This window comes from Paenibacillus sabuli (assembly GCF_014705605.1).
In the GTDB taxonomy this organism is placed as follows: domain Bacteria; phylum Bacillota; class Bacilli; order Paenibacillales; family Paenibacillaceae; genus Paenibacillus_D; species Paenibacillus_D sabuli.
Genome location: NZ_JACXIZ010000032.1, coordinates 40,285 through 65,667, shown reverse-complemented (window position 1 = coordinate 65,667; position 25,383 = coordinate 40,285). Strand labels below are relative to the sequence as shown.

The following is a 25,383-nucleotide window of genomic DNA, read 5'->3' as shown; positions in this document are numbered from 1 at the left end:
CGGAGGCACAATCGATCCAGTCACGTTAAAAAAGGAGAGGTGTCATGCGAATCGTGAAGCGTGCAACGGCGCAGCTGCTCGGCCTGGTCATGACGATCGGCCTGCTCATGCCGACAGGTTACATCGGACAATCCGCGCCGCGTGCCTATGCGGACGCGGAAGGCAGCGGCGCTGCTGCGGAAGAGGTGCTGTTCAGTGAAGACTTCGAGAGCGCGCCGCTCGGCGCCGCGCTGCCGCCAGGATTGATCCCGTACATTCAGGGGACGCGCTCGACGGTCGAGGTGGCGGAGCTGGCGGGCAACCGGGTCGTGAAGCTGAACCGGGAGGCGACGGGCACCGAGGGCAGCCCCGGCATCGTCTACGACTTTGGCGGGGCGCTGACGAGCGGCGCGCTGACCGTGACGTTCGACGTGTACCGGGAGCCCGGCCAGCGGTTCATCGTGTACGGGCTCGGCGAGGACATGAACTTCGGCAATACGCCGGCGCTCGTCTTCGTCGATCACAACCGCCACTATACGATGAACCCGACCTACCAGGAGGTCGGGACGAATCAGGCCAATCGCTGGTACAGCTACACGCTCACTGCCGACCTGACGGCTCGGACCTTCGAGCTGGCGATCGACGGCGTGCCGATTACGAAGGGGCCGACGGCGTTCCGGACGGACGCTGCAATTGAGCGCTTCGCGATCTACAATCGGTTCGGCCGCGGCGGCTCGGACAACGGCTATCAGCTGGGCGCCTATTACGTGGACAATCTGGAGATCCGATATGCCCGCGAGCTGCCGCAGCCGATCAGTCCCGCCCATCTGGCCGAGGACGTGTCGGACACGCCGACCTTCGTCTGGCGCGATGCCGGCGCGGACAGCTATACGCTGATCGTCGCCCGTACGCCGGACTTCAGCGAGGTCAGCCGCACGATCGCAGGGATCACAGAGCCCACCTACACGCTGACATCCGGACAGGCGCTGGACTATGACACGGCCTATTACTGGAAGGTCGTCGCCGAGCAAGACGGCGAGGCATGGGAGTCGGGCCAGATCTACGGGCTGCGCACGCAGCTCGATGCGAGCGGGGACCGCGTGCCGGTCGTCTTCGAGACGGCGCCGCATGCGGTCGGCCCCGGCCAGACGGTGCAGGTATTCGGCGAGCGGCTGGACGGCGATACGCTGCTGCTCAAGCGGCTGCCGGACTGGGACGAGGCGACGATCGCAGCGGCGGTCGGCACAGCGTCCGCGGATCCGGAGGCGATCGACCCTGCCGGGGCGGCGGAGATCGACGCCGAGGCTGTAGACGAGCGCGTGCTGCGCGCCGTCATGCCGGCAGCGGACGAATGGGGCGCCTATGCGCTATGGGCGGTCAACGGGAGCAAGCGCGGCGAGGTGCGGCTGCTGAACCGGCCGACTGTCTATTACGCCTCGCCCGACCGCGTCAATCTGGCCGGCGCCCGCGAGGTGCGGGTGATCGGCCGCAATCTGTCGCATGCGAACGGCGACAGCGTCTCGCATGTGTATCTGCACAGCGTGTCCGGCGCGGTGTACGCGATGGAGCTGGACGCGGTGAGCCCCTATTCGCTCGAATTCGAGCTGCCTCAGACGCTGCCGCCCGGCGAATACGGCGTCTGGGTGCATAGCGGACATGGCGGCGCCTACGGGTGGGGCGAGGTGCAGACGCTGACCGTCGTCGACGAGCCGGCACCGGCCGCGACCTATGCCATCACCGATTACGGCGCGGTGGCGGACGATGCCGCCTCTGACACGCTCGCGATTCAGACGGCGCTGGACACAGCAGCGGCGGCCGGAGGGGGGCGCGTGCTGGTCCCGGCCGGTGAATACCTGATCGACGATACGCTAGCCGTCGACGCCGGCGTGGAGCTGGCCGGAGCGGGCAGAGACGGCAGCGGCGCGCATCTCTCCCGCATCCGTTATGCCGACACCGGTCCGATCGGCCCGGCGGGCGGCGGACTCGGCCCGGCGATGGTCGAGCTGGCCGCGCACACGGCGCTCACAGGCCTGGAGCTGACCGGCAGCGTCAGCGTCGATCGGGGCATCGTCATCGCGAATGGCGCCTCGGACGTCGTCGTGCGGGGCAACAAGCTGAACACGCATTTTCCAACGACCGGGATCAAGGGCTATTTCGGCGGAGTCTATGGCAGCGGAGCCGCTCAGCTGAAGCGCATCACCGTAGAGGACAATGCGTTCGACGGTTACAATGCGATTAACTTCGACCGCTTGACGTATAGCCGGATTCAAGGCAATACGGTGCAGGTGCGCAGGTATACGCCGATCGTCTTTAGCGGTTCGTCGCGCAATATCGTCGAGGGCAACACGATCGACGGGCGCAATACGGACGGCAAGCGCGAGGCGAACCGGGGCATCACGTTCAACTACGGCACCGACCAGACTGGCATCGGCCCCAATGAAATGAACTACGTGGCGCACAATGTCATCACGTACGTCGGCAACGAGGTGTACCCGACCAATGACGGCGAATACGTGCTGTTCGACAATCTCGGCGACAGCAGCTTCCCGAATACCCACTACTTCGGCGATGTGAGCGAGGCGAGCGGCAGCGAGGTGACGGTGGCGGACGTGAGCTGGACGACGGACCAGATGGCGCAGCTGTACGTGCTGATCGTGGACGGCAAGGGCCGAGGCCAATATCGCAAGGTCGTCAGCAACGACCACGATACGCTCGTCGTCGACCGGCCGTGGGAGCTGGCGCCGAACTATACGTCCAAGCTCGTCGTCGCCCGCTTCCACGCGCACAATCTCGTCGTCGGCAATACGGCGGCGCACAACAAGGGCAACAGCTTCCTGCTGTGGGGCAATGTGATCGACAATGTGCTCGACGGCAACGAGGCGGAGCAGGGCGGCGCCGGCATTACCGCACTGGACCACAGCGGCAATCCGAATCAATACGGCGCGGCCTACTACAATACGATCCAGCACACCGTCGCGCCGAGCGTGCGCATCGGATATTCCGAATACGGCATCGGGCGCAACCCGCGCGACGCGGTCATTGCCATGGGCAACACGCTGCGCGGCAATACGTCCGCCAGCGTGGGCATGCGGCTGAATTCGATCCAGGATCCGTCGGCGAATGTGCGGGAGACGCTGATCGAGGCCAACGCGGCGACGACCCCGATCGACGTGACCGTCAACGCCCGGGATACGCTGCTGCGCCACAATCGGCTCGCCGGCGTCGCCTGGCGATACAGCGACGCGGGCAGCGGCACCGTGATCGAGGAGCTCGAGCTGCCCCAGCCGCCGGCGTCTGTGAAGATGATGCCGCAGTCCGACTATGCCGAGCTCGTCTGGGATGCGGTGTACGGTGCGGAAGGCTATAATGTGTTCCGCAGCATTTACGGCGCGCAGGACTATGCACTGCTCAACGCGCAGCCGCTGACGGCGACGACGTATGCGGATGCGGCGGCCGCGCCGGGCGAGCTGTACGACTACCGCGTCGCGGCATGGACCGCGCAAGCGTGGCAAGGCGAGCCGGGGGCCGCAATCGCCGGATTCGGCGGCGCGGGCATCGCCTCTTCCTCGCTCGATTACAGCAGCGAGCAGGGAGAGGGGGGCTGGTCCTATCGGGATGCGGACGGCGAGCTGACGTACAACGCCGATGCGTGGCGCAATGCGGACGACTCGGTCATCCTCACCCGGCATACGGCAGCGATCGACGGCAGCGACGCCTCCGAGGCGATTCGCCAGTGGGAAGCGCCGTATGACGGCGAGGCGCGTCTGTACGGCGTGATCCGTTCGTCTGGCACGTCGCTGCCGCATGGCAGTGCATGGCGCCTCGAAGTGAACGGCAGCGTGCTCGCCTCGTCTGCACTGGCGGAGCAGTCGGTAATCGACAGTGTGTACCAGGTGCGGCAGGGCGATGCGGTCCGCTTCGTCGTGGCCGGTCCGTCCGGCGCGGGGCTGACCGCCGTAGAGACCGAAGTAGAGACCGAATACGCGGTGCACTTCACGCGCGAAGCGCCGATTGCCTTGACGCCGCAGTCCGGTGCGCAGGAGGTGCTCGTGCAGCCGACCTTCCACTGGATGGCGATTGACAGCGCGGATACGTATACGCTGATCGTCGATGACGACGAGGACCTGAGCAGCCCGGTCGCGGAGCTGAGCGGTCTCACAGGGGACAGCTACGCCTTGAGCGGCAGCTCGCTGCTGCCGCACACGACCTACTATTGGCAGGTGCGGGCGCATGCGGGCGCGGACAGCTGGGAGACGGGGCGTCAGCCGGCAGTCTTCACGACCGGCAGCGCCGGACGCACGGCGGTGCTGGAGGAGGATTACAATGCGACCTTGGCCGGCGCGCTGCCGCCAGGTTACAGCGTCAGCAGCGGGGACGGCGATCTGATTACAATAGCCGGGACGGAAGACCGCTATGATCATGCGCTGCGCATTTCCTCGGCGGGCAATGGGCGAGAGCCGCGCGTCAGCTTTGCTTTGCCGCAGGCAATCGACAGCGGTGTGGTCGAGATGAGCTGGGATGTGCGGCATACCGGCAATTCACAGCTGCATTTTGCGCTGTTTCCGGGCGACGGACCGATCTCGTTCAAGGGGCTGTTCTCCGCTTACGGCCATTACTGGGTCGACTGGAAGAAGGCATCGCCGTACACGAGCACGGTGGGCCAGTGGCGCCACGTGAAGCTCGTCCTGGACCTGGACGCGGGGGAATACGTGGTCGATCTGGACGGCGAACGGCTCGGGCTGGATAGCGGACAGCAGGTGTTCGAGCTGGCGGACTCGCAGCTGACGACGATCACCGCCCAGTTCTATGCGGACCGCTGGGATGGCGCGGTGGAATTCGACAATCTCAAGGTGATGACAATTGACGAGTGAGGGAAGACAGCCGGCGGCGTCTCCCCGAGCCGCGCCCGTCGCTCACGCGGATGGTGGCGAAGGCCGGATGTTAGCTGGCACGCGCTGTAGCATGGCTGCATGCGCATGACGAAGTGTGGGAGCCGTCTGGCAGGCGGCTCTGCTTTACCGAGGGAGTTGGAGGGAAGACCATGCTGGTTTTAAGAAGCTTTTGGCGGCACAAAGAGCTGACCGCGATGCTGCTTGTTGCGCTCGTGTTTTTCGGGCTATTCCGCTACGGGCCGATGTACGGCCTGATCATTGCGTTCAAAAATTTCAATATTTCGGACGGCATCCTGGGCAGTCCCTGGGCCGGGCTGGAGCATTTTCGACGATTGATCGCAGATCCGAATTTTTATCGCATTTTTCGCAATACGCTGATTATTAACCTCTATTATGTGCTGCTCGTGTTTCCGGCGCCGATCGTACTGGCCGTGATGCTCAACGAAGTACGCCACCGCTGGTTTCAGCGGCTCGTGCAGACGACGACGTATTTGCCGCATTTTATTTCCTGGGTCATCATCTCCGGCCTGTTCATTTATTTCCTGTCGCCGAGCGCCGGCGTCGTCAATTACATCATTCAGTGGTTCGGCGGCGATCCGATCTTCTTCATGGGCGAGGCCGGGTATTTCCGGCCGGTGCTCGTCGTCTCGATGCTACTCAAGGAGACCGGATGGAACTCGATCATCTTTTTTGCCGCATTGTCTGCGATCGACCCGCAGCTGTACGAAGCGGCGACCGTGGACGGGGCCAAGCGATGGCAACGCATCCTGCACATTACGCTGCCTTCGCTGCTGCCGACGATTACGATCATGTTCATTCTGAACCTGGGCGGCTTCATGAGCATGAATTTCGAGCAGGTGTACAATTTTCTCAATCCGCTCAACTTCGAGACCGGGGATGTATTCGACACCTACGTCTACCGGGTCGGACTGGAGCAATTCCAGTACAGCTACACCGCGGCGATCGGTATGTTCCGTTCGGTGATCGGGCTGGCGCTCGTGCTGCTTGCCAATTATGCGGCGCGCAGACTGAGCGGCGGCGAGCAGGGACTGTGGTAGGAGGCCGGTAATGATTACAAAATCCAGAGGCGAGAAATTTTTCGATGTGCTGCTATATGTCGTTTTGGCCTGTTCGGTTGTGATGATTTTCTATCCCTTTCTGCATGTGCTATCGATCTCGTTCAGCGACCGCGGGGAGGCGCTGCGGGCAGGCTTTCATTTCTACCCGCGCTCGGTCAGCCTGGAGGCCTACGCGCAAATTCTCGATGCGACCAGCCTGTGGCGGGCCTATGGCAATACGCTGTTCCGGATGGTCCTCGGCACGGCGGCCGCGCTGACGGTGACGATCCTGGCGGCTTATCCGCTCTCCAAGTCGTATTTTCCGCTTAAGCGGATGTTCTTGCTGCTAATTCTGTTCACGATGCTGTTCGAGGGCGGCATCATTCCGACGTATCTGCTGCTTAAGGAGCTGGACATCCTCAATACGCGCGGCGTCTATATCGTGCTGCATATGGCGAACGCCTTTCATGTGCTGGTGATGATCACCTTCTTCCGCTCGATTCCTCGCGAGCTGGAGGAGGCGGCGCGAATCGACGGCGCCAGCGAGCTCAAGACGCTCTACCGCGTCATCCTGCCGCTGACGATTCCCGTCGTCGCCACGATCGGACTGTGGAACCTCGTCGCGCATCTGAATATGTTCATGGACAATCTGCTGTACGTCACGGACCGCAGCAAGTTCGTCCTGCAGCAGATCCTGCAGGAGATCCTGATCGAGGACCGTCAGGACTCGTTCGCGGACATCGCGCTGTCCGAGGAGCCGCCGACGCCGGAGAGTCTGAAGATGGCGTCGATCATCGTATCCATCACGCCGATGCTGCTCTTGTATCCATTCATGCTCAGGTATTTCGAGAAGGGCGTCATGGTCGGCTCGGTGAAGGGCTGAGGGACAGGGAGAGGGAGAGGCGGCCCGATCGGCTGGGCTGGCTGGCCGGGAATTCGTGTCAATGCTCCAGCGGTCATCAGCTCCTATTCCCGTTAGATGTAGTTGAACGGGATCGTTGGTTGTTCCGCCCTGCACATTTCCGCACCGCGCGCAGCTTCCTGCACGCGGTGTATGGCTTGCACACCCTCTCAGATCGTCGTGCTGGAGCAGGGCCGCCGCGTCACCGGCGCCGACACGCTCGCTCTAGGCGACGCTGCGCATGCGCTTGAACAGCTTGAGCAGACCGTCTTGATGCGCGGCCATCCATTCGGCGAGCTTGCCTCGCAATTGGGCCAATGTGTCGGCGCAGTCCGGCTCTTGGACGAGATTGTGCAATTCATGCGGATCGCGCTGCAGGTCGTAGAGCTCGTCGGTATCGCCGCAATTGAATACATACTTGTAGTGCTTGTAGCGAATCATACGCTGGGTGAACATGACATTCTCCAGGCCGGAGCATTCCGTCACGGCGCAGTCGGGCCAATCGGCGATGTCTTCGCCGCGCAGCAGCGGTACAAAAGAACGGCCGTCACGCTGCTCGGCTGCGTCCCGCGCCACCCCGGCCATGTCCAGGATGGTGGCGTGAATGTCGCAGGAGTTGACGAAGCGGCTCTCCTCGCGCGTGGCATGCCGCTGACCGGCCGGCTTGACGAGCAGCGGGATGCGGCAGGTCTCCTCGTACATGAAGAACGCCTTGTCGCTCAGGCCGCCATGAATGCCGAGCGACTCCCCGTGATCGGAGGAGAAGATGATTGTCGTGTTGTCGTAGAGATCATGCGCCTTGAGATAGGCGATGAGGCGGCCGATCTGCTCGTCGATGGCGCTCATTGCGCCGTAATAATGCTTGACATACGGCTCGAACGCCTCCCATTCTTGCGAATTGGCCATGCGCGCGCGGTGAATGGACGGCTTGCCCTCTCCGTCATCGTGGAAATTCGGCCACGGTTCCAGCTTCATGTCGCGGTACGTGTCGAGATGCTTGGTCGGCGCGAGGTACGGCTCGTGCGGCCCCCAGAAGTTGAGCGCAAAAAAGAACGGCCGTTGCCGACGACGGAAGCGGTCAATGTAATGTATGGCGCGTTCGGTCAAGTAATAATCGACGGTCGATTCGATCGGCGAGACGACCTCGGCGGCGGTGTGCACGTCGAAGTTGCCCGACAATGTGTTGACGGTCTCGAAGCTGAGGCCGTTCTCCGCCAAGTAATCGGCGTATTGCGGATAACCGTGTCCGCCGTCGCCGTGGCCGGGGAAGTCGTCTCCCTCGTAGCCGAGGTCGGTCGGCAGGCTGCGGATACCGTGCTGGAATTCCGGGAACTGAATCGTGCGCTTGCCATAGCGGCGGAAATCCTCCGTATCGAGGATGGATTTGCCGTGGCCCAGATGCCACTTGCCGGTGTAGCCGGCGCTGTAACCCTGCTGCACAAGCTGGCGGCTCAAGAGACCGGGATCGTCCGGCAGTTCGCGAATCAGGCAGTTGGAGCCGTACATATTCGACTGCATTCCGACGTTGAACGGATAGTAGCCACTCTGCAGCGAGGCCCGCGCCGGCGTGCAAATCGGACAGCTCGTATAGGCGTTGGTAAACACGACGCTATCTTCTGAAAGCGCATCCAGATTTGGTGTGCGGCATACGCTCCCCCCATAACTCCCCATCGTGTCGGTCCGTTGCTGGTCGGTTAAAATAAACAAAACATTATCCATGAATGATTGCTCCCTCTCTTCGCTAAGTGTCCAGGTTACGAAAATACCCGATGAGCCTAATATAGCAAATGATCTATATAATTTCAATTTAAAAATAAATAAAACAAAAATCTGGATTAATCGTCGAAAACGAAAGATATCCTTGTTTTAAAGAGGATTTTATTTGTTGAAATTGAAATTAAAAAAGAAATTACATTTTTTAATTTTATATTGAAATTAAATTACGGGCGTGTTATGCTAGACCTGATTTTCAACATGAAAGCGCTACCGAAGAAAGAAGTGATGTTAAGGATGAACAAAAAACCGAATGTGCTCATTTTTTATTGCGACGACTTGGGGTACGGCGATCTGGGCTGCTACGGTTCGGATACGGCGCGAACGCCGCACATCGACCGCCTGGCGGAGGAAGGGGTACGCTTCACGGATTGGCACTCGGACTCTCCGGTCTGCTCGCCCTCGCGGGCGGCGCTGCTGACCGGCCTGTATCCGGCCCGGACGGGCGTGGATCAGATCCTGATCGGCAAGCGAGGTACCGCGGGTCTGTCGAGCCAGGTGCCGACGATTGCCGGCTTGCTGCAGGATAACGGCTATCGCACCGCAGCATTCGGCAAGTGGCATCTCGGCTCGACGCCGGACGACGTGCCCAATGCGCACGGCTTCGAGGAATTCTACGGCTTCCACTCTGGCTGCATCGATTATTACTCCCATATCTTCTATTGGGCGCAGGCCAAGGGCGTCAATCCGGTGCACGATCTGTGGCACAATGGCGAGGAGGTCTGGAACGACGGACGCTACATGACGGAGATCATCACGGACAAGGCGACCTCGTATATCCGTACGCATGGCGATGAGCCGTTCCTGATGTACGTCGCCTACAACGCGCCGCATTATCCGATGCATGCGCCGCAGCGGTATCTCGACCGCTTCCCCGACCTGCCGTGGGATCGCAGGATCATGGCGGCGATGATGGCCGCTGTCGATGACGGGGTAGGCGAGATCATGGACGCGCTTCGGGAGGCGGGAATGGGTGAAGATACGATTGTATTCTTCTCCAGCGACAACGGCCCGTCAACCGAAGCGCGCAATTGGCTGGATGGCACCGAGGATCTGTATTATGGCGGGAGCGCGGGGCGATTCCGCGGGCACAAGGGCAGCCTGTTCGAGGGGGGGATCCGCGAGCCGGCGTTGATCCGTTATCCGGCCGCGCTGCCACAGGGACAGGTGAACCACGAGCTGGGGATGATGAAGGATCTGGTGCCGACGCTGCTGGAGCTGACCGGCATCGACCCGGGGCCTGACGTCGTCTTCGACGGGCGGCGCCTGACGACGATGATGAAGGGCGATGCACCGTCGCCGCACGAGGAGGTGTACTGGGAATACAACGGTCAGCTCGCGGTACGCAGGGGCAATTGGAAGCTGGTCCTGGGCGGGATGCTCGACATGAATCGGACCCAGCCGGACCGCGTGCATCTGTCCGATCTGGCCGCCGATCCGGGTGAGCGGCACAATCTGGCCGCACAATACCCCGATCTGGCCGCCGAATTGCAAGCGCAGGCGGAGGCGTGGTACGCCAGGCTGCAGGCGGACCCGGCTGCAGGTGCGGCGGACCGAACGTAAAACAAGCAAGGCTGCACGATTACCATTCATTCTAGGGGGAATTCAAATGAAAAGGGTATTGCACAAGTTGGGGATGACCGTGGCGGCCGGCGCGCTGATGCTGGGGATGGTCGCTTGCAGCTCGAATGGATCGACCAAGGCGCCGGAGGGCGGGCAGGACGGCGCCGCGAATTATCCGGCAAAAGAAGTCAAATTGATCGTGCCTGCCGCGGCAGGCGGTACGCTGGATCTGGCGCCCCGCGCAATGGCGCAGGCGTTCCAGGAGCTGACGGGGCAGGCGCTCGTGGTGGAGAATCACCCGGGCGGCGGTCAGGTGCCGGGGACGATGCTGATGGTGGATGCGGAGCCGGACGGGTACACGCTGGCGATGCTGCCGAGCGGGCTGCTCAGTCTGCGGCCGGCGCTGCAGCAAGTGGACTTCACCTTTCCCGATGACTTCACGCCGATTATCGGGGTGGGCGACTTCCAGATTATCTATGCCGCTCCCGCCGATGCGCCGTACGATACGATGGCCGAGATGGCGACGTATTATGCAGCGCAAGGCGGCGAGCCGCGCTTCGGATCGGCGGGCGTCAATACGTATGGTCACGTGCTCGCGGTGATGGCGGCGAAGCAGACCGGAATGAGCATTCGGCATTTGCCGTTCGACGGCAACCCGGCCGCCGTCACGGCGATCCTGGGCGGCAATGCGGAGGTGGCGGTCGTCAATCTGTCCAATGTCGAGGCGCAGCTCGACGCCGGGACGGTGAAGGTGCTGGGCGTGCCGGCGCAGGAGCGCTATTCGAACTATGAGGAGGCGCCGACGCTCAAGGAACAGGGAATCGATGTCGTCGGAGGCGCGACCTTCGCCCTCTACGGACCGGCGGGTATGCCTGTGGAGCTGCAGGAGCAACTCCGGGAGTGGTTCGCCGAGGCGATGGAATCGGAGCAATTCCAGACCTTCGTGACGAATACGAATCTGCTCGTCACAGGCGAGACGCCAGATGAGCTCGTCCAGGCAATTGTCGACGACAAGCAAAATATCGACGCAATCAAAGCGGAGCTGGGAGGTTGACGCATGCAAGCGCAACGGGAGGATAAACGCAGAGTGGCCGTGCTCGTCGATTGTCTGGTGCCCGGATTGCTGGGAGCGGCGATCCTCGTCCTGGTGCCTTCGCAAATCGACGCGTTCAGCTCCTTCTTGAGCGAGGCCTCTACCCTGCCTCAGTTGTTCCCGAAGATGATGGCCTGGTGTATGATCCTCATCTCGGCCGTGCGGTTGGTCGGGGTGCTGCTGCCCGCGCGCAAGCCGGAGCTCGACTCGGATCAAGCCGGCACTGCAGAACGTACAGTCCGCTCCGACAGTCGGGATGATATCGAAAGCGTAAACACACCAGGAAGTCGGAGCGATTCGGAGGAGACCGGCAAGGGCGGCGCCAAAAACGCATTCGCGTGGCGGGTGCCGCTCGGCATCGCTCTGTTGACGGGTTATGTACTGGCATTGCATACGGCGGGCTTCCTGCTGGCGTCTTTCTTGTGCATGCTCGGAGTCATCTACTTGCTGCGGACCGTCGCCTGGTACAAGGCGATCCTGTGTGCCGGCATTGCTTCTCTGCTCATCTGGTATGCGTTCTCACAATGGCTGACTATCCCTCTCCCGTCCGGCTGGTGGGGGTAATTCGCAAGGAGATGAATTCAGTATGCATATTCAAGCGGCATTCGACTTGTTATTCGATCCGATGCTCCTGCTGTTCATGTGCATCGGCGTGCTGGCCGGCATCCTGATCGGGGCTCTGCCCGGGCTTAGCGATCCGATGGCGCTCGGGCTGGCGATTCCGTTCACGTTCACGATGGAGCCGCTGCAGGCGCTGCTGTTCCTGCTCGGCATCCACTTCGGCGCGGTATATGGCGGCTCGATTACGGCCATCTTGATCAATACGCCGGGCACGCCGGCAGGCGCGGCGGCGGCGCTCGACGGCTATCCGCTGACGCTGCGCGGCCAATCGCGCAAGGCGCTGCAGATGTCGGCATTCTCGGCGTTTGTCGGCGCGCTGATCTCGATCGTCGCCCTGGTCCTTTTTTCGCCGCTGCTGGCGAAGGTGGCGCTTCGGTTCGGGCCGCCCGAATATTTCGCGCTCGGTATATTCGGCATCTCGGTCGTCGCCGGCGTCGCCGGCAAGTCGCTGAGCAAGGCGTTGATCGCGGCGAGCGTCGGGATCTTCATCTCCACGCTCGGCGCCGATCCGCAGAATGGCATCGAGCGCTTCACGTTCGGGAGCGCGTACTTGTCCGACGGCATTGACTTGATCGCGGCCTTGATCGGATTGTTCGCGGTATCCGGCATTCTTCATCAGTTCTACATGCGTCATCGCGCCTCCGGTGCCGCAGCCGCCACGCAGCTCTCCGGTCAGGGCCTGACCTGGAAGGAGATCCGCGGCTCGCTGAAGACGATGTTCAAGGGCGGCGCGATCGGCAGCTTCATCGGCGCGTTGCCTGGCACGGGCGCTGTCATTGCCTCCTTCTTGAGTTATAATGAAGCGGTACGCGCGTCCAAGAAGCCGGAGAAGTACGGGAAGGGCGAGCTCGACGGCGTCGCGGCGGCGGAATCGGGTGCGATCGGTACGGAATCGGCGGCGATGATTCCGCTGCTGACGTTCGGTATTCCCGGCGATGTGGGGACGGCCATTATTCTGGGCGCGATGATTCTGCATGGCATCCAGGTCGGCCCGATGCTGTTCGAGCGTTCTGGCGATATCGTCTCGGGGTTGTTCATCGGCATCCTCTTCCTGGAGATCCTCGTATTGCTCGTCAGTTGGTACGGCTCGCGGCTGATCGCCAAGGTTGCGAACATCCCGACGCATTATCTGTTCTCCGTGATCACGGTGCTGGTCGTCTGCGGCACCTTCGCGTTGACCAACAACGTATTCAATGTATGGGTGGCGCTGATCTTCGGCGTGCTCGGATTCGTGATGCTGCGCTTCTCGTATCCGATCCCGCCGCTGCTGCTGGGCTTGATCCTGGGGCCGATCATAGAGAAGAATTTCCTGCTGTCGATGGCTTCATCGGGCGGTCATGTCACCGAGTTCCTGGCGCGTCCAATGATGCTGGCGATCCTCGCCCTGGCGCTCGTCTCCATGTTCTTCTCCATCAAGATTCATCGGGACGTGCAGAGCAGATTGGATAAGCAAAAGCAAGCGTGAAAAGATGTGAAGGGGAATGCATATGGGCCTCGTGAATGTAAAGGAGCTTAACTATAAACGTATCATCAAGGTCATTCGGGAGCAAGGTCCGATCTCGCGGATCGATATCTCGGCGCTGACGAACATTCCGCAGCCGACGATCACTCGCATTACGGAGGAGCTGATCGGCGACGGCATCATTATGGAGAACGGCTCGGTCCCTTCCGCTCGCGGCAGACGCCCGGTGCAGCTCGTGTTCAACCGCGATTGCTTCTTCTCCATCGGCATCCAGCTCAGTCGCTCCCGGGTGAAGGTGGCCATCATGAACATGGAGGGCGATGCACTGGCGCTCCGCCATCGCTACGACACGAGGGCGATGCCGTTCGGCGAGGTGATGCAGTTCGTACACCGGGCGGTTGACCAGGTCATCGCGGAAGCGGCCGTCGCCCCTAAGCTGGTGCTGGGGATCGGCGTTGTCGTGCCGGGTCCGCTCGACGAGACGGAAGAAGGGGAGGTGTCGCCTCCCGACTTCTACGGACAGTCGCGGATTCCGCTGCGCCGGCTGCTGCACGAAGCCCATCATCTGCCGGTCATGATGGATAACAATGCCAATGCGGCAGCGATCGCCGAGAAGTGGTTCGGCAAGGGGATCGGGCGCAAGCATTTCATGACGGTGCTGGCGGAGAATGGCATCGGCTCCGGCCTGATCGTCAGCGATCATCTGCTGCGCGGCGATACCGGCGAGGCTGGCGTCATCGGACATACGACGATCGATTATGCCGGCGAGCGGTGCAGCTGCGGCAATTATGGCTGTGTGGAGACGTTCGTGTCGATTCGCCAAATCGAGGAGAACGTCCGCCGCAAGCTCAAGCTTGCGCCGGGTGAGGAGCGGGAGCGATTCCCGGCTGATCTCGACGCGCTTGCGTTCGCGGACATTGTGCTGGCACTCGAGCAAGGCTCCGCGTTGTGCGAGCAGGCGATGCGGGAGGCGGGAAGTTATCTCGGCATCGGAATTGCCAATGCGGTGAATCTGCTTAATCCCGAGGCGATCATTCTGAGCGGCAAGCTGGGGACGGCGACACCGATTCTGGCGAAAGCGGTGCAGGAGACCATCCGCGCGCGCGTGCTCAGTGCCAAAGGCAAGCGCACGCCGGTCGAGGTGTCGGAGCTGGAGAATGCGATTGTGCTGGGGGCCGGGGCGCTGGTCATTGACGATACGTTCTCGTTCTTCTAAAAAAATAGAAGCGGCCGCCGACTGATCGAGTACAGTCGGCGGCTCGGAAGCGTCAACTAAATTGAAAGCGCTTAAAATTAAGAAAATGAACATGATTGGCACATTGAAGGAAGGGGACCAGGGATGATGAAGAATTGGATGGGAAGTGCAATCAAGCCCGCAGGTCAAGCTGAGCATTGCCGTTGGCGGCGCTCGGGGCAAGACGTTCCAGATCAAGCTCGAGTCGGCAACCGAGGCGGCGGCCTGGACGTTCGACGAGGGATCGAGCACGGTCGCGGCGGATCGTTCGGGGAACGGGCATGACGGCACGGTGAGCGGCGCGGTATGGGATAGCGGGTACAATGGGGGGGCGCTGGCCTTCGACGGGAGCGCGAGCGGGGTTACAGTCTCGGATGTATCCGGGCTGGACTTCGATTCGACGATTCGGATCGATGTGCGCGTCAATTTTGCGGCGGATGCAGGGACGCGGATTCAGAAGATCGTGGAGATGCAAGGCGCGCCGGTCCCTTACGGATTGCGCGTATCCGCCTCCGGCAAGCTCGGGCTATTCTGGAATGGGAGCTGGCACGAGGGGGACGCGCTCTCCTGGAACAGCAACCAGTGGTACCGTCTCCAGGCGGTGCACGACGGCAGCGCGATCCGATTCTATCGCGATGGCGTGGCGGCGGGCAGCGTGGCTAACACGGCGCTCACCGGCACCGGCTCGGGTCCGCTGTACATCGGTCGCGGCATCGCCGGCTACGAACGCTGGTTCGAGGGGAGGATCGACGACTTGATCGTCGGTCCGTGAAAGGCGACGGCGAAAGCCGGTGATCGGCGCGGTGTCTGCGACAAGGCCTCGGCCTCCCGTCATCCGGACCGCGCCGCGGATGCGTCCGCGTGGCAGAGGGCTCCCGTTCGTACGGTCGTCTATGTGCGAATGCCGGTACGAACGGGGCCGGGCTTCAGTGTGCGAGTGACTGCGCCCACTGACTGACCGTCATGATGTCGACCGTGCCCCGCTGCGCGTCCAGCTCATCGAGGAAGGCCTGGAAATCCGCTGTATGCAGCATACTCGTTGCCTCTCCGGCATCTTCAATGCGATGCAGGAAAAAGATAACGGTGCTGCCCTCTCTGGCTGCCGTACGAATTGCGTCCTGGTAGACGGCTGGCTCGATGCCGTTGACCAGCTCAATCGCCTTGAGGCGATGGGGATTGATCGGAGGGTCCAGCTCATAGCCTCCGGTGACGGTGCGGGCGTAGCGGCTGTAGCGGGCGACGATGTCGACGGTCGCTTCATTGTAATCGCCATACGGATAAGCCAGATAGTCGGCTCCCCGGGCCATGCGGTGACGTAATAAGAAGGCCCTGGCGGCGCGCACTTCTTCCTCTGCCTCGGCAGCGCTCACCCCGGTCAGACTGGCATGCGTAGCCGTATGGTTGAACATATCCCAGCCGGCTGCGTACATCTCGTCGAGCTGTGCCAGCGTGGCGTAGTTCTTCGTGCCGATGAAGTCGGTGACGATGCCGAAGCTGCCGGAGAATCCTTTGGCTTGCATCATCGGGAACGCCTTGCTGTAGACTGATGACCAGCCGTCGTCGAACTGAATCATCACCTTGCCCTTGCCGGCGTAATCGCGATAGAGCGCATCGAACACTGCGCTTACCGGCAGATCGCCGCGCTGGGTAATCGAGACCTGCACCGTCGTCATGACGCGCTCCAGTGAGGCATCGCCCTCCGCGTCGAACGCCTCGACCGGGATTAGCACCTCGTTCCAGCCTTCGACCAATTGCCACTTCGTCTGCGCGAAGCGCAGATACGCCTTCATGGCCGGGTCGGCGGAGACGCGCACCTCGAACTTGGATAGGCGCTCCAGATCCTCTACATACAGACGCACCATCAGATTACGGGCTCGGCTCAGATCGAGCGCGGCTTCGGTCAGTCTGGCTGCGGTGGTGGTATTGTCCGCATCGGTGGACAGGATAATCGAGGAGGCGCCCTCGACGATCCGACTCACGTCCCCGGTATGCGCGACCGTGCCGTACCAGCCGTCCGCATCCGAGAAGTCGGTGATCAGCTCAGCGGGCATCGCGGTGTCTGGCCGACCGGCGGGTTCGTCCGCTGTGCCTGCGCCCGTCTCGAGGGGGCCGAATACGGCGCGGTACAGGATCGCGGCCGTCTCGGCTCGCGTGATCGTCGCCTGCGGGCGGAAGGTGCCGTCCGCGTAGCCGCCGACAATTCCGTACGCGATGGCTGCTGCTACGGCGTCCCGCACGCCGGGGGCGACATCCGCGGCATCGCGGAATACCCGCAGGTCTGTGTCGTCATGCGTTGCAGCGGCATAGCCGAGCGTACGCGCGATGGCCGCCGCCACATCCTCGCGCGTTGCCTCCGCCTTCGGCTCGAATACAGGCATGCCGGATGATTCGGCATCGCCGGGGAAGTAGAGCTCGGCTGCTTCGATGGCATCGAAGGACCAGCGTCCAGGCGCGACGTCTGCGAACGTCGCCTCCGCCGGAGCTGGCGAGCCGTCCGTAACAGACTCCAGATCAAACGTCTTGGCCAGCAGGACGGCAAATTCCTCGCGGGTCACCGGATTGCTCGGGCGAAACACGTTGCCGTCATATCCGTTGATGATCTCGACGCGGGCCATCTCCTCAATCGCTTCGGCCGCCCAATGCGTCGCCGCTACATCGTCAAAGGCGGTCTTCGCCGCGGCTTGTGCCTTCTCCGGCACTGCCGCGCCTTGCGCCCTTGCGTCCCCTTCGGCAGGTGTATAAGCCCAGCCCGTGAGCAGCAGGACGCCCATTATCGGACCAATCCATCTATTACGCAAAATATGAACCCCTCTCCATGGTCTGGTAGAAACATACATAACTAGCATTATAGCATGGCAGGGGACTGGGGGGCGGAGGTATTTTTTGTGTAGAATCGTTTTAAGGAAACAGGGAGGAAGGAAGAGGTGCGTGAAGGCATCGAAATCTTATGGTACCCTAACGTATAGGGACAGGAGAGCGAAAGAAAAGAGAGGTGTGCAGGATATGATCGAAGTTGCAGCCGCCATTATCGAAAATGGCGAGGGTCAGATCTTGATTGCGCGTCGGCGAGCGGGTAAAGCGCAGGCGGGCATGTGGGAGTTTCCGGGCGGCAAGCTGGAGCCGGGCGAATCCCCGCAGGCTTGCTTGCAGCGCGAGCTGCTGGAGGAGATGAATCTGGCGATTGCGCCGTATGCGCCGTTTGCAGTCAATGCGCATGATTACGGAGACACCGCGATTCGACTCATCGCTTACCGTGCGACGTTGGTTGCGGGCGAACTCCAATTGCGCGATCACGACGACTATCGCTGGGTGGCGCCGTCCGAGCTCTCGGCCTTTTCATTTGCACCGGCGGACAAGCCTTTTGTCGCCTTGCTGATGAAGGGCGTGTAAGGCATTTGTATGTTTTTGTTAAAATATGCCATTGAAAGCGGGGGGAAGCCAGGATGTGCTAAAAAGGCCGCCATTCTTTGGCGGCCCTTTACAGTCATAAACGTTAGAAGGAACATGATTGATTAAGTGTTGCAAGATCAGGCTGAGGAAGCCTGGGAGAGAGCAGCCTGTAGTATAGAGGGCTAGGCTTCGTTTTCTATCCAGCTTGCTTTTGCCGCATGGTAAGCCTTTAAGGAGCGTTCCATAAAAATGGCTTCGTCCGAGCTCAGTTTTTCAGTACCCCGCTCTGTGTGAATCAACGCATCGTCAAGGCTGTTTTTCATAGTGGGTATCGAGAACCTGATTTTTCCACGCTAGTTTTGTTTGCCGATTATTTTCAGGTCAGCCTCGGCTTTTTGCTGGGTCGCCAAAAAACACAGAAACCCTACAGATTTCAGTCGTTGGAACGATGCTCGTTTGGCTCTACAAGGAATTTAAAGGCTTGATCGATCAGAGACGCCAGCGCGAGGAGCAGGACCGTCAATACGTGCCGGTGATGTATTATCTTTTAAAGATCGTCGAACCATCATTTCCTATAGTGGTGATTTTTGGATTGTTCATATTTATCTTTCGTTTAGTACAGTTGATTGAAGAGCATTCAAGTGTTTGGATTCGATTCAACATCATATTGTTTGGTGTTTCATGCTTGGTCGCACTCTCATTTATCGTTTTTATTTGGCAACGGGCGGTAAGGCGAGAAATGATTAAGCATGGCGCATTCAGATGGATCCGTATTGTTCTGATAATTGTGGCACCTGCTTTGGAAATAATTTTGAAACGATGCGATTTGGCGTGGCTCACACTGACGGTGCAAGCCGCAGCATTTGTATATGTTGCAGTTGGTAAGACTCCCAAGCAAATCATTCGCTTTTGACGGATACTGTAAAACCGACAGGAAACATAGTGTGATAGATGAGGCGTCCAAAATAATGGTTAGCCCGCAATGTTTTTGCGGACTATGCCGTGAGGGCTCCTTTTTTTTGCAGGGGCAGGAGATGTTTCGTTTGTAATTCACGGCGATCATTTGATCCGAAATCAATGCCGCCAACTGCATACATCCATAATAGGATGCGACCGGCGGCGGATACACCAGGCTTAGTGTCCATGACAGAATAACCTGGTGCGATTGAAACCGTCCTCATCCCTTCACCATCGGCCAACGAACCTAACGGTTGCCACAGCGGCTATTGCGCCCAAAAAAACGCCGATTGCATTGTAACGGTTGCCACAGGTCTTATTTTCTTGAAATCCATCGAAAAAACGCGATTGAGGCCAAATAAGCGCTGTGGCAACCGCTAGCCTGGAAATCGCCTGAAATCCATCGAAATAAGCGCGCTGGCAACCGTTAGCTGAGGTGAGGTGAGTTCGTTTGCCCGCCTGATGGATGAGCTGTCATTGGTTATTTCGTGAAGGATCCTTAGCGCCGAATAGGTTTCAATCCACGCATCCATATAGGATGCGACGGCGGACGCTTGTTAATTGGCTGGGCGAAAAAGGGTTTCAATCCACGCATCCATATAGGATGCGACGAGGATCGATGACTCATCCAACACCACGCCGTCGTTTCAATCCACGCATCCATATAGGATGCGACACCTGTTCCGCGAGACATACGACGATCTCGAGGCGTTTCAATCCACGCATCCATATAGGATGCGACACGGTACTGTACGCTGAGCCCGACCACGGGCAAGTTTCAATCCACGCATCCATATAGGATGCGACCTCCCGCGTCACGATCTGGAAAGATCCACTCGTAGTTTCAATCCACGCATCCATATAGGATGCGACAGCGGCGCCCCCGAGCCCTTGCGGGGCGGGCGTTTTCGGGCCCGAAAGTGCGAACCCCTTTTTAGTATACGATGTTCGGCCTTCAAAATCGACCCTTTCTTCAAAAAAACCAGTGCTGGCGCGGGGTGCGAACCTCCCGGGGTTTTCATGTGCACCTCAGGTTCGCACCATGCGCCCCGCCTTCTCCTCAATGGGCGCTGTATTCTCATTGTCTCAGCACCCTTCAGTTCCTCTGACCGTCCTTCCCTTCTTTGATTCAGTTCACCAATAAAGGACAACGCACTTTGCGTTAATTCAATGTCAGTTACGAGGTCGTTTTGTGACTAAGTCACAATAAATCATCCGTTATTCTGTTATTAATTGCTAACGACTTCCGAAAAACCATGTTATATAATTTGACGTATCAGAAAATTAGTCAAATAACCTCACATTGACTTGGTGCTCATTAGTGAAGGGCTCTACTTAATATAGTCGATCCGTACACTGGCAAAGCCGAAACAAGAATTGAAAGCAAATAAAATCGAAAGGGGAGCTGGCTTATGCAACTGGACGTCAAAAAAGAAGGGCCGCTCTACATTCAGGCCAATCCTTACGACTACCCTTATGACGGCAATCTCGTTGCGCACAATACGGCGCTAATCGTCATCGACATGCAGACGGACTTCTGCGGAATCGGAGGATACGTCGATCGCATGGGCTACGACCTGTCGTTGACGCGGCGCGCGATTGCGCCTATCCGGAGACTGCTCGACGCCGCACGGACGCTGCCTGGCTTCACGATCATTCACACCCGCGAGGGGCATCGGACGGATCTGTCGGACCTGCCAGCCAACAAGCGCTGGCGCAGCCGCCAGATTGGAGCCGAGATCGGCGCCGGCGCACCGGGCAACCGCATATTGGTACGCGGTGAGCCGGGCTGGCAGATCATCGAGGAGTTGGCGCCGTTGCCGGGCGAGATCGTCATCGACAAGCCAGGCAAGGGCAGCTTCTACGCGACCGATCTGGATCTGATCCTGCGCACCAAGGGCATCCGCAATCTGATCCTCGCCGGCATCACGACGGATGTCTGTGTCCATACGACGATGCGCGAGGCCAATGACCGCGGCTACGAATGCCTGATCCTGGAGGACTGTACCGGTGCGACGGCCCGGGACAACCACGAGGCGGCTCTCAAGATGGTCACGATGCAAGGCGGCGTATTCGGCGGGGTGTCCGGTTCCGGACATGTGCTGGAGGCGCTGTGCAGGCTAGGTGCAACGGACGCAGCCGGCCCGACGGTAGCAGGCGGCTCGGGCAGCGTGAGCGGGAGGGCGGCGGGCCTAGGCGCGGAGGCGGACGGCGAGTTTGCCGGCGTGTCGCAGACGAAGGCGATGGGCAGGTATCCGGAAGGAGGCGTTCGATGATGAGAAATACGGAGGTGCGGCAGGAGCGCGAGCTTCCTTGGGTGGACTTTGCGGAGCATCGGCAGGTGGGCTACCAGGAGCTGCTGCCAGCGGCCAAGGCGGACGCGCTACGCGTCGCGGTCAGTTCGATCCTGCGTGAGCGCATCGAGCCGGGTGGCGCGGTGCTGCCGCATTACCACGACGTGGCCGAGGTCATTCATATTACACGAGGCGAGGTGCGCTTGCTGATGGACGGCCGGTGGCGGGAATTCGGTGCGGGCGATACCTTCCTTGTCCCGGCGGGTGCGGTGCATGCGGTGGCGAATCGCGGCGCGAACGCCTCGGAGCAGATCAGTATCTTTTTACCGGTGTCAGAGATGCGGGAACCCAATGCCTTTTTTGCGACGCATCAGGTTGCGGAAGGAAGAGACGAGGCATGATGCCCGCAACCGGCGCGGCCCAATGTCAGAGGATACGAGAGGAGGCGGCAGCATGAATGACAGCGAGAGGGACAATTCGACCGCCGGGCGAGAGGGAACAGCGGCGTCCGCCGCGCCCTGTCTGCTGGAGACGCGGGGGCTGACGAAGCGCTTCGGTGCGCTCGTCGCCAGCCGGGCGATCGACCTGCAGGTGCGGGCGGGCGAGATTCACGCCATCCTCGGCGAGAACGGCGCGGGCAAGAGTACCTTGATGAAGATGCTCTACGGCGTCTATGTACCTGATGAGGGCGAGCTGCGCATGGACGGCGAGCTGGCGGTGTTGCACCCGCCCGCCAAGGCGCGGGCGCGCGGCATCGGCATGGTGTTCCAGGACTTCCGGCTCGTGCCGGCGATGACGGTGCTGGACAATATCGCGCTGTCGAGCTCGGAGGGCGGCTGGCGGATGCGGCGCAAGGCGCTGCATCGACGCATCCTTGACGTCTCGGCCAAATACGGCTTGTCCGTCGATCCGGAGGCCGAGGTGTGGCAGCTCGATCTCGGCCAGCGCCAGCGGCTGGAGATCGTCAAGGTGCTACTCGCGCACGGCACGCGGATCATCATCTTCGACGAGCCGACGAGCGTGCTCGTGCCGCAGGAGGTCGTCGCCTTCCTGGAGATGCTGCGGCGTCTGCGTGCGGACGGCTACGGCATCCTGCTGATCACGCACAAGATCGACGAGGTGATGGCCTGCGCCGACCGGGCAACCGTGCTGCGCAGCGGCGCGGTCACGTACGCGGCAACGCGCGAGGAGGGCGGGCTGGAGCGCGAGTCGCTGATCCGCGCGATGATGGGCGACAAGGAGCTGCGCGCAGTCGTCAAGGCGCGGCGCGGCCCCGGTACCGAAGGCGTCGCCGCGGTGATTGAAGCTGGTGCGGAAGCGTCGGATGTCGCGAACGGTGGGGAAGCGCCCGGACGCACGCGTGCAGACCACGGGAGCGCCGCATTGTCGCCAATCGGCAAGACTATGCTCGCGGTCAAGGGTGGCCTGATCCGCGGCAATCACGGCGAGGTCGTGCTGCGCGAGCTGGAACTGGAGCTGCCGCGCGGCGCGATCACCGGCGTCGCCGGCATCTCCGGCAATGGCCAGCGCGAGCTGGCAGAGACGCTGTTCGGCCTGCGCGAGCTGGCGGGCGGCACGCTGACGGTCGGCGGTCGGAGGCTGCGCGGCGGCGTGCGGGCATTCATGGACGCAGGCGTCAGCTTCGTCTCGGAGGACCCGCTCAAGGAGTCGGTCATCCCCGGCTTCAGCATCCTCGAGCATATGGTGCTCGACGGTCTCGCCCCACAGCCCAAGGGTACGGGTATCGACTGGAAGGCAGCTCGCACCGAGCTGGATGCGAGCGAGGCGGCTGCGGCGCTGGCGCTCGCCTCCGCCGAGCGTCGCGCCGATACGCTCTCCGGCGGCAATGTGCAGCGCATGGTGCTGACGCGGGCGCTGCTGCGCCGTCCGGATATCCTGATCATCAGCTACCCGAGCCGGGGCCTGGACATCGGGACGACGCGCACGATCCAGCAGCAGCTCGTGGCGCTGGCGGAGCAGGGCACGGCAGTGCTGCTCTTCTCCGAGGATCTGGGCGAATTGTTCAAGCTGTCAGATCGGCTCGTCGTGCTCGCCGGCCAGCGGCTGCTCGGGCCGTACGCGCCGGAGGACACGGATGTGCGGCAGATCGGCGAACGCATGTTGAAGGGGGAATCCGCATGAAAGCTACAGCCGCACTCGCAACCGCGCTGCCCGAGGGGCAGGCGCCGCGCAGTCCGCGCTGGCGGCCCGCTCTGCGACAGACGCTCATTATACTGGCGCCATTCGCGCTGTTCGCGATCTTCCTGCTGGCCAACGGGGTCAATCCGCTGCTGCTGTACCGGGCGATGTTCGTCTCGACCTTCGGCGATCTGTACGGCTTCGGCGAAGTGCTGATCAAGGCGACGCCGTTCGTCCTGACCGGCCTGGCGGCCGCGCTTCCGGCGCGGGCGGGCATGATCAACGTCGGCGGCGAGGGCCAGCTCGCGATCGGGGCGCTCGTCTCGACCGGCTTCGCAGTCTTCCTGCTCGGCGGCCTGCCTTCGTGGCTCGGCATTCCGCTGATGCTGCTGGCGGGCGCGGTCGGAGGTGCATTGTGGGCGGGCGTCGTCGCCTTGCTCAAGGTGAAGGGCAACCTCAACGAGACGATCACGAGTCTGCTGCTCAATTATGTCGCGGCGTTCACGGTCGGCCTGTTCGTGCACGGGCTGCTCAAGGACCCGGAGTCGTTCAACTGGCCGTTCTCTCCGGAGATCAACTGGACGCTGCGGCTGCCGATCATTGACGGCACACGGTTGCACGTCGGCTTCGTGATCGCCATCGTGCTGGCGCTCGCTGTCTGGTACGTGCTGGGGCGGACGCGGCTCGGCTTCCGCATCCGGGTGCTCGGCGGCAACCGGCTCGCCGCAGAGCGGGCCGGCATGAACGTAAGCCGGATGCAGCTCTGGGTGCTGATCGCCGCGGGCGCGCTCGCCGGCATCGCCGGGATGATCGAGATCGCCGGCATCGAGGGACGGCTGCGGCCGTCCACGGGCGTCAACTACGGCTACCTCGGGTTCCTGGCAGCCTGGATGGCCTGGAACAAGCCACTGCGTCTGCTGCTGACTGCATTCGTACTCGGCATGATCAGCGTCGCGGGCAATTCGCTGGAGATCGGCTCCGGCCTGCCCTCGTCCTCGGTGCACATACTCATGGCGCTCGTCCTGTTCTTCTTGCTGGGCAGCGGTGCCGGAAGGAAGGTGAAGACATGATCGCAGACATTCTGACCGGCGCGCTGCGCTCGGGCACCTCGGTCATGCTGGCGAGTCAGGGCGAACTCATCTCCGAGCGCGCCGGCGTGATCAATCTCGGCACCGAGGGATCGATGCTGGGCGGCGCGCTCGGCGGGTTCGCGGTGACGGTGTGGACCGGTAACCCATGGCTAGGCACGCTGGCGGGCGGGCTGTGCGGGCTGCTGATGTCGCTCATCCACGCCTTCCTCGTCATCACCTGCGGGGCCAATCAGCTCGCGACCGGGCTGACGCTGATGTTCTTCGGCATGGGGGTGACGGCGTTCTTCGGCCGCGGCTTCGTCAGCGAGCAGATCGTCGGCTTCAATCCGGTGCCGATCCCGCTGCTGGCGGACATCCCGCTGCTCGGACAGGTGCTGTTCAATCACGATCCGCTCACCTACCTGTCGATCCTGCTCGTGCCGCTGCTGTGGCTGCTGCTGTTCCGCACGCGGCTCGGGGTCATCGTCCGGGCGGCGGGCGAGCGCGAGGAGGTGCTGCTGGCGGCGGGCATCAATCCGCAGCTCGTGCGGTATGCGGCGGTGCTGGCCGGCGGCTTCCTCGCCGGGGTCGGCGGCGTGCAGCTCGCAGTCGCCTTCACCCACAGCTGGGTGGAGAACATGGTGCAGGGCCGCGGCGTCGTAGCGGTGGCGCTCGTCATCTTTGCCTCGTGGAAGCCGCTGCGGGCGATGCTCGGCGCGTATCTGTTCGGCGCGGCCCAGGCGCTGCAGCTCACCGTGCAGCAGAGCGGGCTGCCGATCTCGCCGTTCTTCCTGTTCATGCTGCCGTATCTCTTGACGCTGGCGGCGCTCTATCTGGTCGAGCTCAGGCAGCGCAGCCGCATGCCGGAGGCGCTGGGCAGGGTGTTCACCGGCACCTCGGGCGGTTAGCCCGAGTGCGCAAGCAAAGCTTGCACGAATGATGATCAAGCTGTACAAA

18 protein-coding genes and 1 CRISPR repeat array are annotated in these 25,383 nt (G+C 61.4%); of the genes, 16 read left to right on the top strand and 2 right to left on the bottom strand.

The window, feature by feature from the left end:
• Positions 1-44 precede the first annotated feature (44 nt).
• The 3 genes from IDH44_RS17990 (at position 45) to IDH44_RS17980 (ending at position 6,812) form a co-directional block, all read left to right on the top strand.
• Entirely contained in the window at positions 45-4,850 is a 4,806-nt protein-coding gene (locus tag IDH44_RS17990; protein WP_190920087.1) for a glycosyl hydrolase family 28-related protein, read from the top strand.
• Positions 4,851-5,020: 170 nt separating this feature from the next.
• The gene (locus IDH44_RS17985; protein WP_190920085.1) at positions 5,021-5,929 is read left to right on the top strand and encodes an ABC transporter permease; all 909 of its coding nucleotides are present in this window, start codon (positions 5,021-5,023) and stop codon (positions 5,927-5,929) included.
• A 10-nt stretch (positions 5,930-5,939) separates the two neighbouring features.
• Positions 5,940-6,812 carry a carbohydrate ABC transporter permease gene (locus IDH44_RS17980; RefSeq protein ID WP_190920083.1) on the top strand — a complete coding sequence of 291 codons (873 nt, stop codon included), beginning with the start codon at positions 5,940-5,942 and terminating at the stop codon, positions 6,810-6,812.
• A 243-nt stretch (positions 6,813-7,055) separates the two neighbouring features.
• Here IDH44_RS17980 and IDH44_RS17975 read toward each other — a convergent pair whose 3' ends face one another.
• Complete coding sequence (locus tag IDH44_RS17975; protein WP_190920081.1) at positions 7,056-8,549, bottom strand: sulfatase-like hydrolase/transferase; 1,494 nt, start codon at positions 8,547-8,549, stop codon at positions 7,056-7,058.
• A 291-nt stretch (positions 8,550-8,840) separates the two neighbouring features.
• Between IDH44_RS17975 and IDH44_RS17970 the strand changes: the two genes are divergently transcribed.
• The 6 genes from IDH44_RS17970 (at position 8,841) to IDH44_RS17945 (ending at position 15,348) form a co-directional block, all read left to right on the top strand.
• Positions 8,841-10,166, top strand: coding sequence for a sulfatase-like hydrolase/transferase (locus IDH44_RS17970; RefSeq protein WP_190920080.1), 1,326 nt, complete (start codon positions 8,841-8,843; stop codon positions 10,164-10,166).
• A 46-nt stretch (positions 10,167-10,212) separates the two neighbouring features.
• Positions 10,213-11,220: a tripartite tricarboxylate transporter substrate binding protein gene (locus IDH44_RS17965; protein WP_190920078.1), complete on the top strand. Its 1,008-nt coding sequence runs from the start codon at positions 10,213-10,215 to the stop codon at positions 11,218-11,220.
• A gap of 3 nt (positions 11,221-11,223) precedes the next feature.
• A complete protein-coding gene (locus IDH44_RS17960; RefSeq protein WP_190920076.1) occupies positions 11,224-11,823 on the top strand; it encodes a tripartite tricarboxylate transporter TctB family protein in 600 nt (199 codons plus the stop codon).
• 22 nt (positions 11,824-11,845) lie between these two features.
• Complete coding sequence (locus tag IDH44_RS17955) at positions 11,846-13,345, top strand: tripartite tricarboxylate transporter permease (RefSeq protein WP_190920074.1); 1,500 nt, start codon at positions 11,846-11,848, stop codon at positions 13,343-13,345.
• A 22-nt stretch (positions 13,346-13,367) separates the two neighbouring features.
• Positions 13,368-14,558 (top strand): ROK family transcriptional regulator, encoded by a 1,191-nt coding sequence (locus IDH44_RS17950; RefSeq protein ID WP_190920073.1) that lies wholly within the window; start codon positions 13,368-13,370, stop codon positions 14,556-14,558.
• Positions 14,559-14,703: 145 nt separating this feature from the next.
• On the top strand, positions 14,704-15,348 hold the full coding sequence (locus IDH44_RS17945; protein ID WP_190920071.1) for a LamG domain-containing protein: 645 nt from the start codon (positions 14,704-14,706) through the stop codon (positions 15,346-15,348).
• A gap of 154 nt (positions 15,349-15,502) precedes the next feature.
• On the opposite strand, the gene IDH44_RS17940 is transcribed toward IDH44_RS17945, so the two are convergent.
• Positions 15,503-17,374, bottom strand: coding sequence for an S-layer homology domain-containing protein (locus IDH44_RS17940; protein WP_190920070.1), 1,872 nt, complete (start codon positions 17,372-17,374; stop codon positions 15,503-15,505).
• A 205-nt stretch (positions 17,375-17,579) separates the two neighbouring features.
• Here IDH44_RS17940 and IDH44_RS17935 point away from each other — a divergent pair, with 205 nt between their 5' ends.
• The 7 genes from IDH44_RS17935 to IDH44_RS17905 all read left to right on the top strand — a co-directional run bounded on the left by IDH44_RS17935 (position 17,580) and on the right by IDH44_RS17905 (position 25,334).
• A complete protein-coding gene (locus IDH44_RS17935; RefSeq protein WP_190920068.1) occupies positions 17,580-17,966 on the top strand; it encodes a (deoxy)nucleoside triphosphate pyrophosphohydrolase in 387 nt (128 codons plus the stop codon).
• 481 nt (positions 17,967-18,447) lie between these two features.
• Positions 18,448-18,879, top strand: coding sequence for a hypothetical protein (locus tag IDH44_RS17930; protein WP_190920066.1), 432 nt, complete (start codon positions 18,448-18,450; stop codon positions 18,877-18,879).
• A gap of 557 nt (positions 18,880-19,436) precedes the next feature.
• Positions 19,437-19,796: a CRISPR direct-repeat array (repeat unit 32 nt; unit sequence GTTTCAATCCACGCATCCATATAGGATGCGAC).
• Between the two features lie 539 nt (positions 19,797-20,335).
• Complete coding sequence (gene biuH / locus IDH44_RS17925; RefSeq protein ID WP_190920065.1) at positions 20,336-21,199, top strand: biuret amidohydrolase; 864 nt, start codon at positions 20,336-20,338, stop codon at positions 21,197-21,199.
• Complete coding sequence (locus tag IDH44_RS17920) at positions 21,196-21,618, top strand: cupin domain-containing protein (RefSeq protein ID WP_190920063.1); 423 nt, start codon at positions 21,196-21,198, stop codon at positions 21,616-21,618. Before biuH ends, IDH44_RS17920 begins: the two co-directional genes overlap by 4 nt.
• A gap of 52 nt (positions 21,619-21,670) precedes the next feature.
• Positions 21,671-23,359 (top strand): ABC transporter ATP-binding protein, encoded by a 1,689-nt coding sequence (locus tag IDH44_RS17915; protein ID WP_190920061.1) that lies wholly within the window; start codon positions 21,671-21,673, stop codon positions 23,357-23,359.
• The gene (locus IDH44_RS17910) at positions 23,356-24,426 is read left to right on the top strand and encodes an ABC transporter permease (protein WP_190920059.1); all 1,071 of its coding nucleotides are present in this window, start codon (positions 23,356-23,358) and stop codon (positions 24,424-24,426) included. The genes IDH44_RS17915 and IDH44_RS17910 overlap by 4 nt, the downstream gene beginning before the upstream one ends.
• The gene (locus IDH44_RS17905) at positions 24,423-25,334 is read left to right on the top strand and encodes an ABC transporter permease (RefSeq protein ID WP_190920057.1); all 912 of its coding nucleotides are present in this window, start codon (positions 24,423-24,425) and stop codon (positions 25,332-25,334) included. Before IDH44_RS17910 ends, IDH44_RS17905 begins: the two co-directional genes overlap by 4 nt.
• The last annotated feature ends 49 nt before the right edge of the window (positions 25,335-25,383 follow it).

Bases quoted from the DNA above. Each gene is read 5' to 3' on its own strand.
- IDH44_RS17990 (WP_190920087.1), top strand. From the start codon at position 45: ATGCGAATCGTGAAGCGTGCAACGGCGCAGCTGCTCGGCCTGGTCATG.
- IDH44_RS17965 (WP_190920078.1), top strand. From the start codon at position 10,213: ATGAAAAGGGTATTGCACAAGTTGGGGATGACCGTGGCGGCCGGCGCG.
- IDH44_RS17950 (WP_190920073.1), top strand. From the start codon at position 13,368: ATGGGCCTCGTGAATGTAAAGGAGCTTAACTATAAACGTATCATCAAG.
- IDH44_RS17920 (WP_190920063.1), top strand. From the start codon at position 21,196: ATGATGAGAAATACGGAGGTGCGGCAGGAGCGCGAGCTTCCTTGGGTG.
- IDH44_RS17905 (WP_190920057.1), top strand. From the start codon at position 24,423: ATGATCGCAGACATTCTGACCGGCGCGCTGCGCTCGGGCACCTCGGTC.
- IDH44_RS17980 (WP_190920083.1), top strand. From the start codon at position 5,940: ATGATTACAAAATCCAGAGGCGAGAAATTTTTCGATGTGCTGCTATAT.
- biuH (WP_190920065.1), top strand. From the start codon at position 20,336: ATGCAACTGGACGTCAAAAAAGAAGGGCCGCTCTACATTCAGGCCAAT.
- IDH44_RS17975 (WP_190920081.1), bottom strand. From the start codon at position 8,549: ATGGATAATGTTTTGTTTATTTTAACCGACCAGCAACGGACCGACACG.
- IDH44_RS17955 (WP_190920074.1), top strand. From the start codon at position 11,846: ATGCATATTCAAGCGGCATTCGACTTGTTATTCGATCCGATGCTCCTG.
- IDH44_RS17970 (WP_190920080.1), top strand. From the start codon at position 8,841: ATGAACAAAAAACCGAATGTGCTCATTTTTTATTGCGACGACTTGGGG.
- IDH44_RS17935 (WP_190920068.1), top strand. From the start codon at position 17,580: ATGATCGAAGTTGCAGCCGCCATTATCGAAAATGGCGAGGGTCAGATC.
- IDH44_RS17985 (WP_190920085.1), top strand. From the start codon at position 5,021: ATGCTGGTTTTAAGAAGCTTTTGGCGGCACAAAGAGCTGACCGCGATG.
- IDH44_RS17915 (WP_190920061.1), top strand. From the start codon at position 21,671: ATGAATGACAGCGAGAGGGACAATTCGACCGCCGGGCGAGAGGGAACA.
- IDH44_RS17910 (WP_190920059.1), top strand. From the start codon at position 23,356: ATGAAAGCTACAGCCGCACTCGCAACCGCGCTGCCCGAGGGGCAGGCG.
- IDH44_RS17960 (WP_190920076.1), top strand. From the start codon at position 11,224: ATGCAAGCGCAACGGGAGGATAAACGCAGAGTGGCCGTGCTCGTCGAT.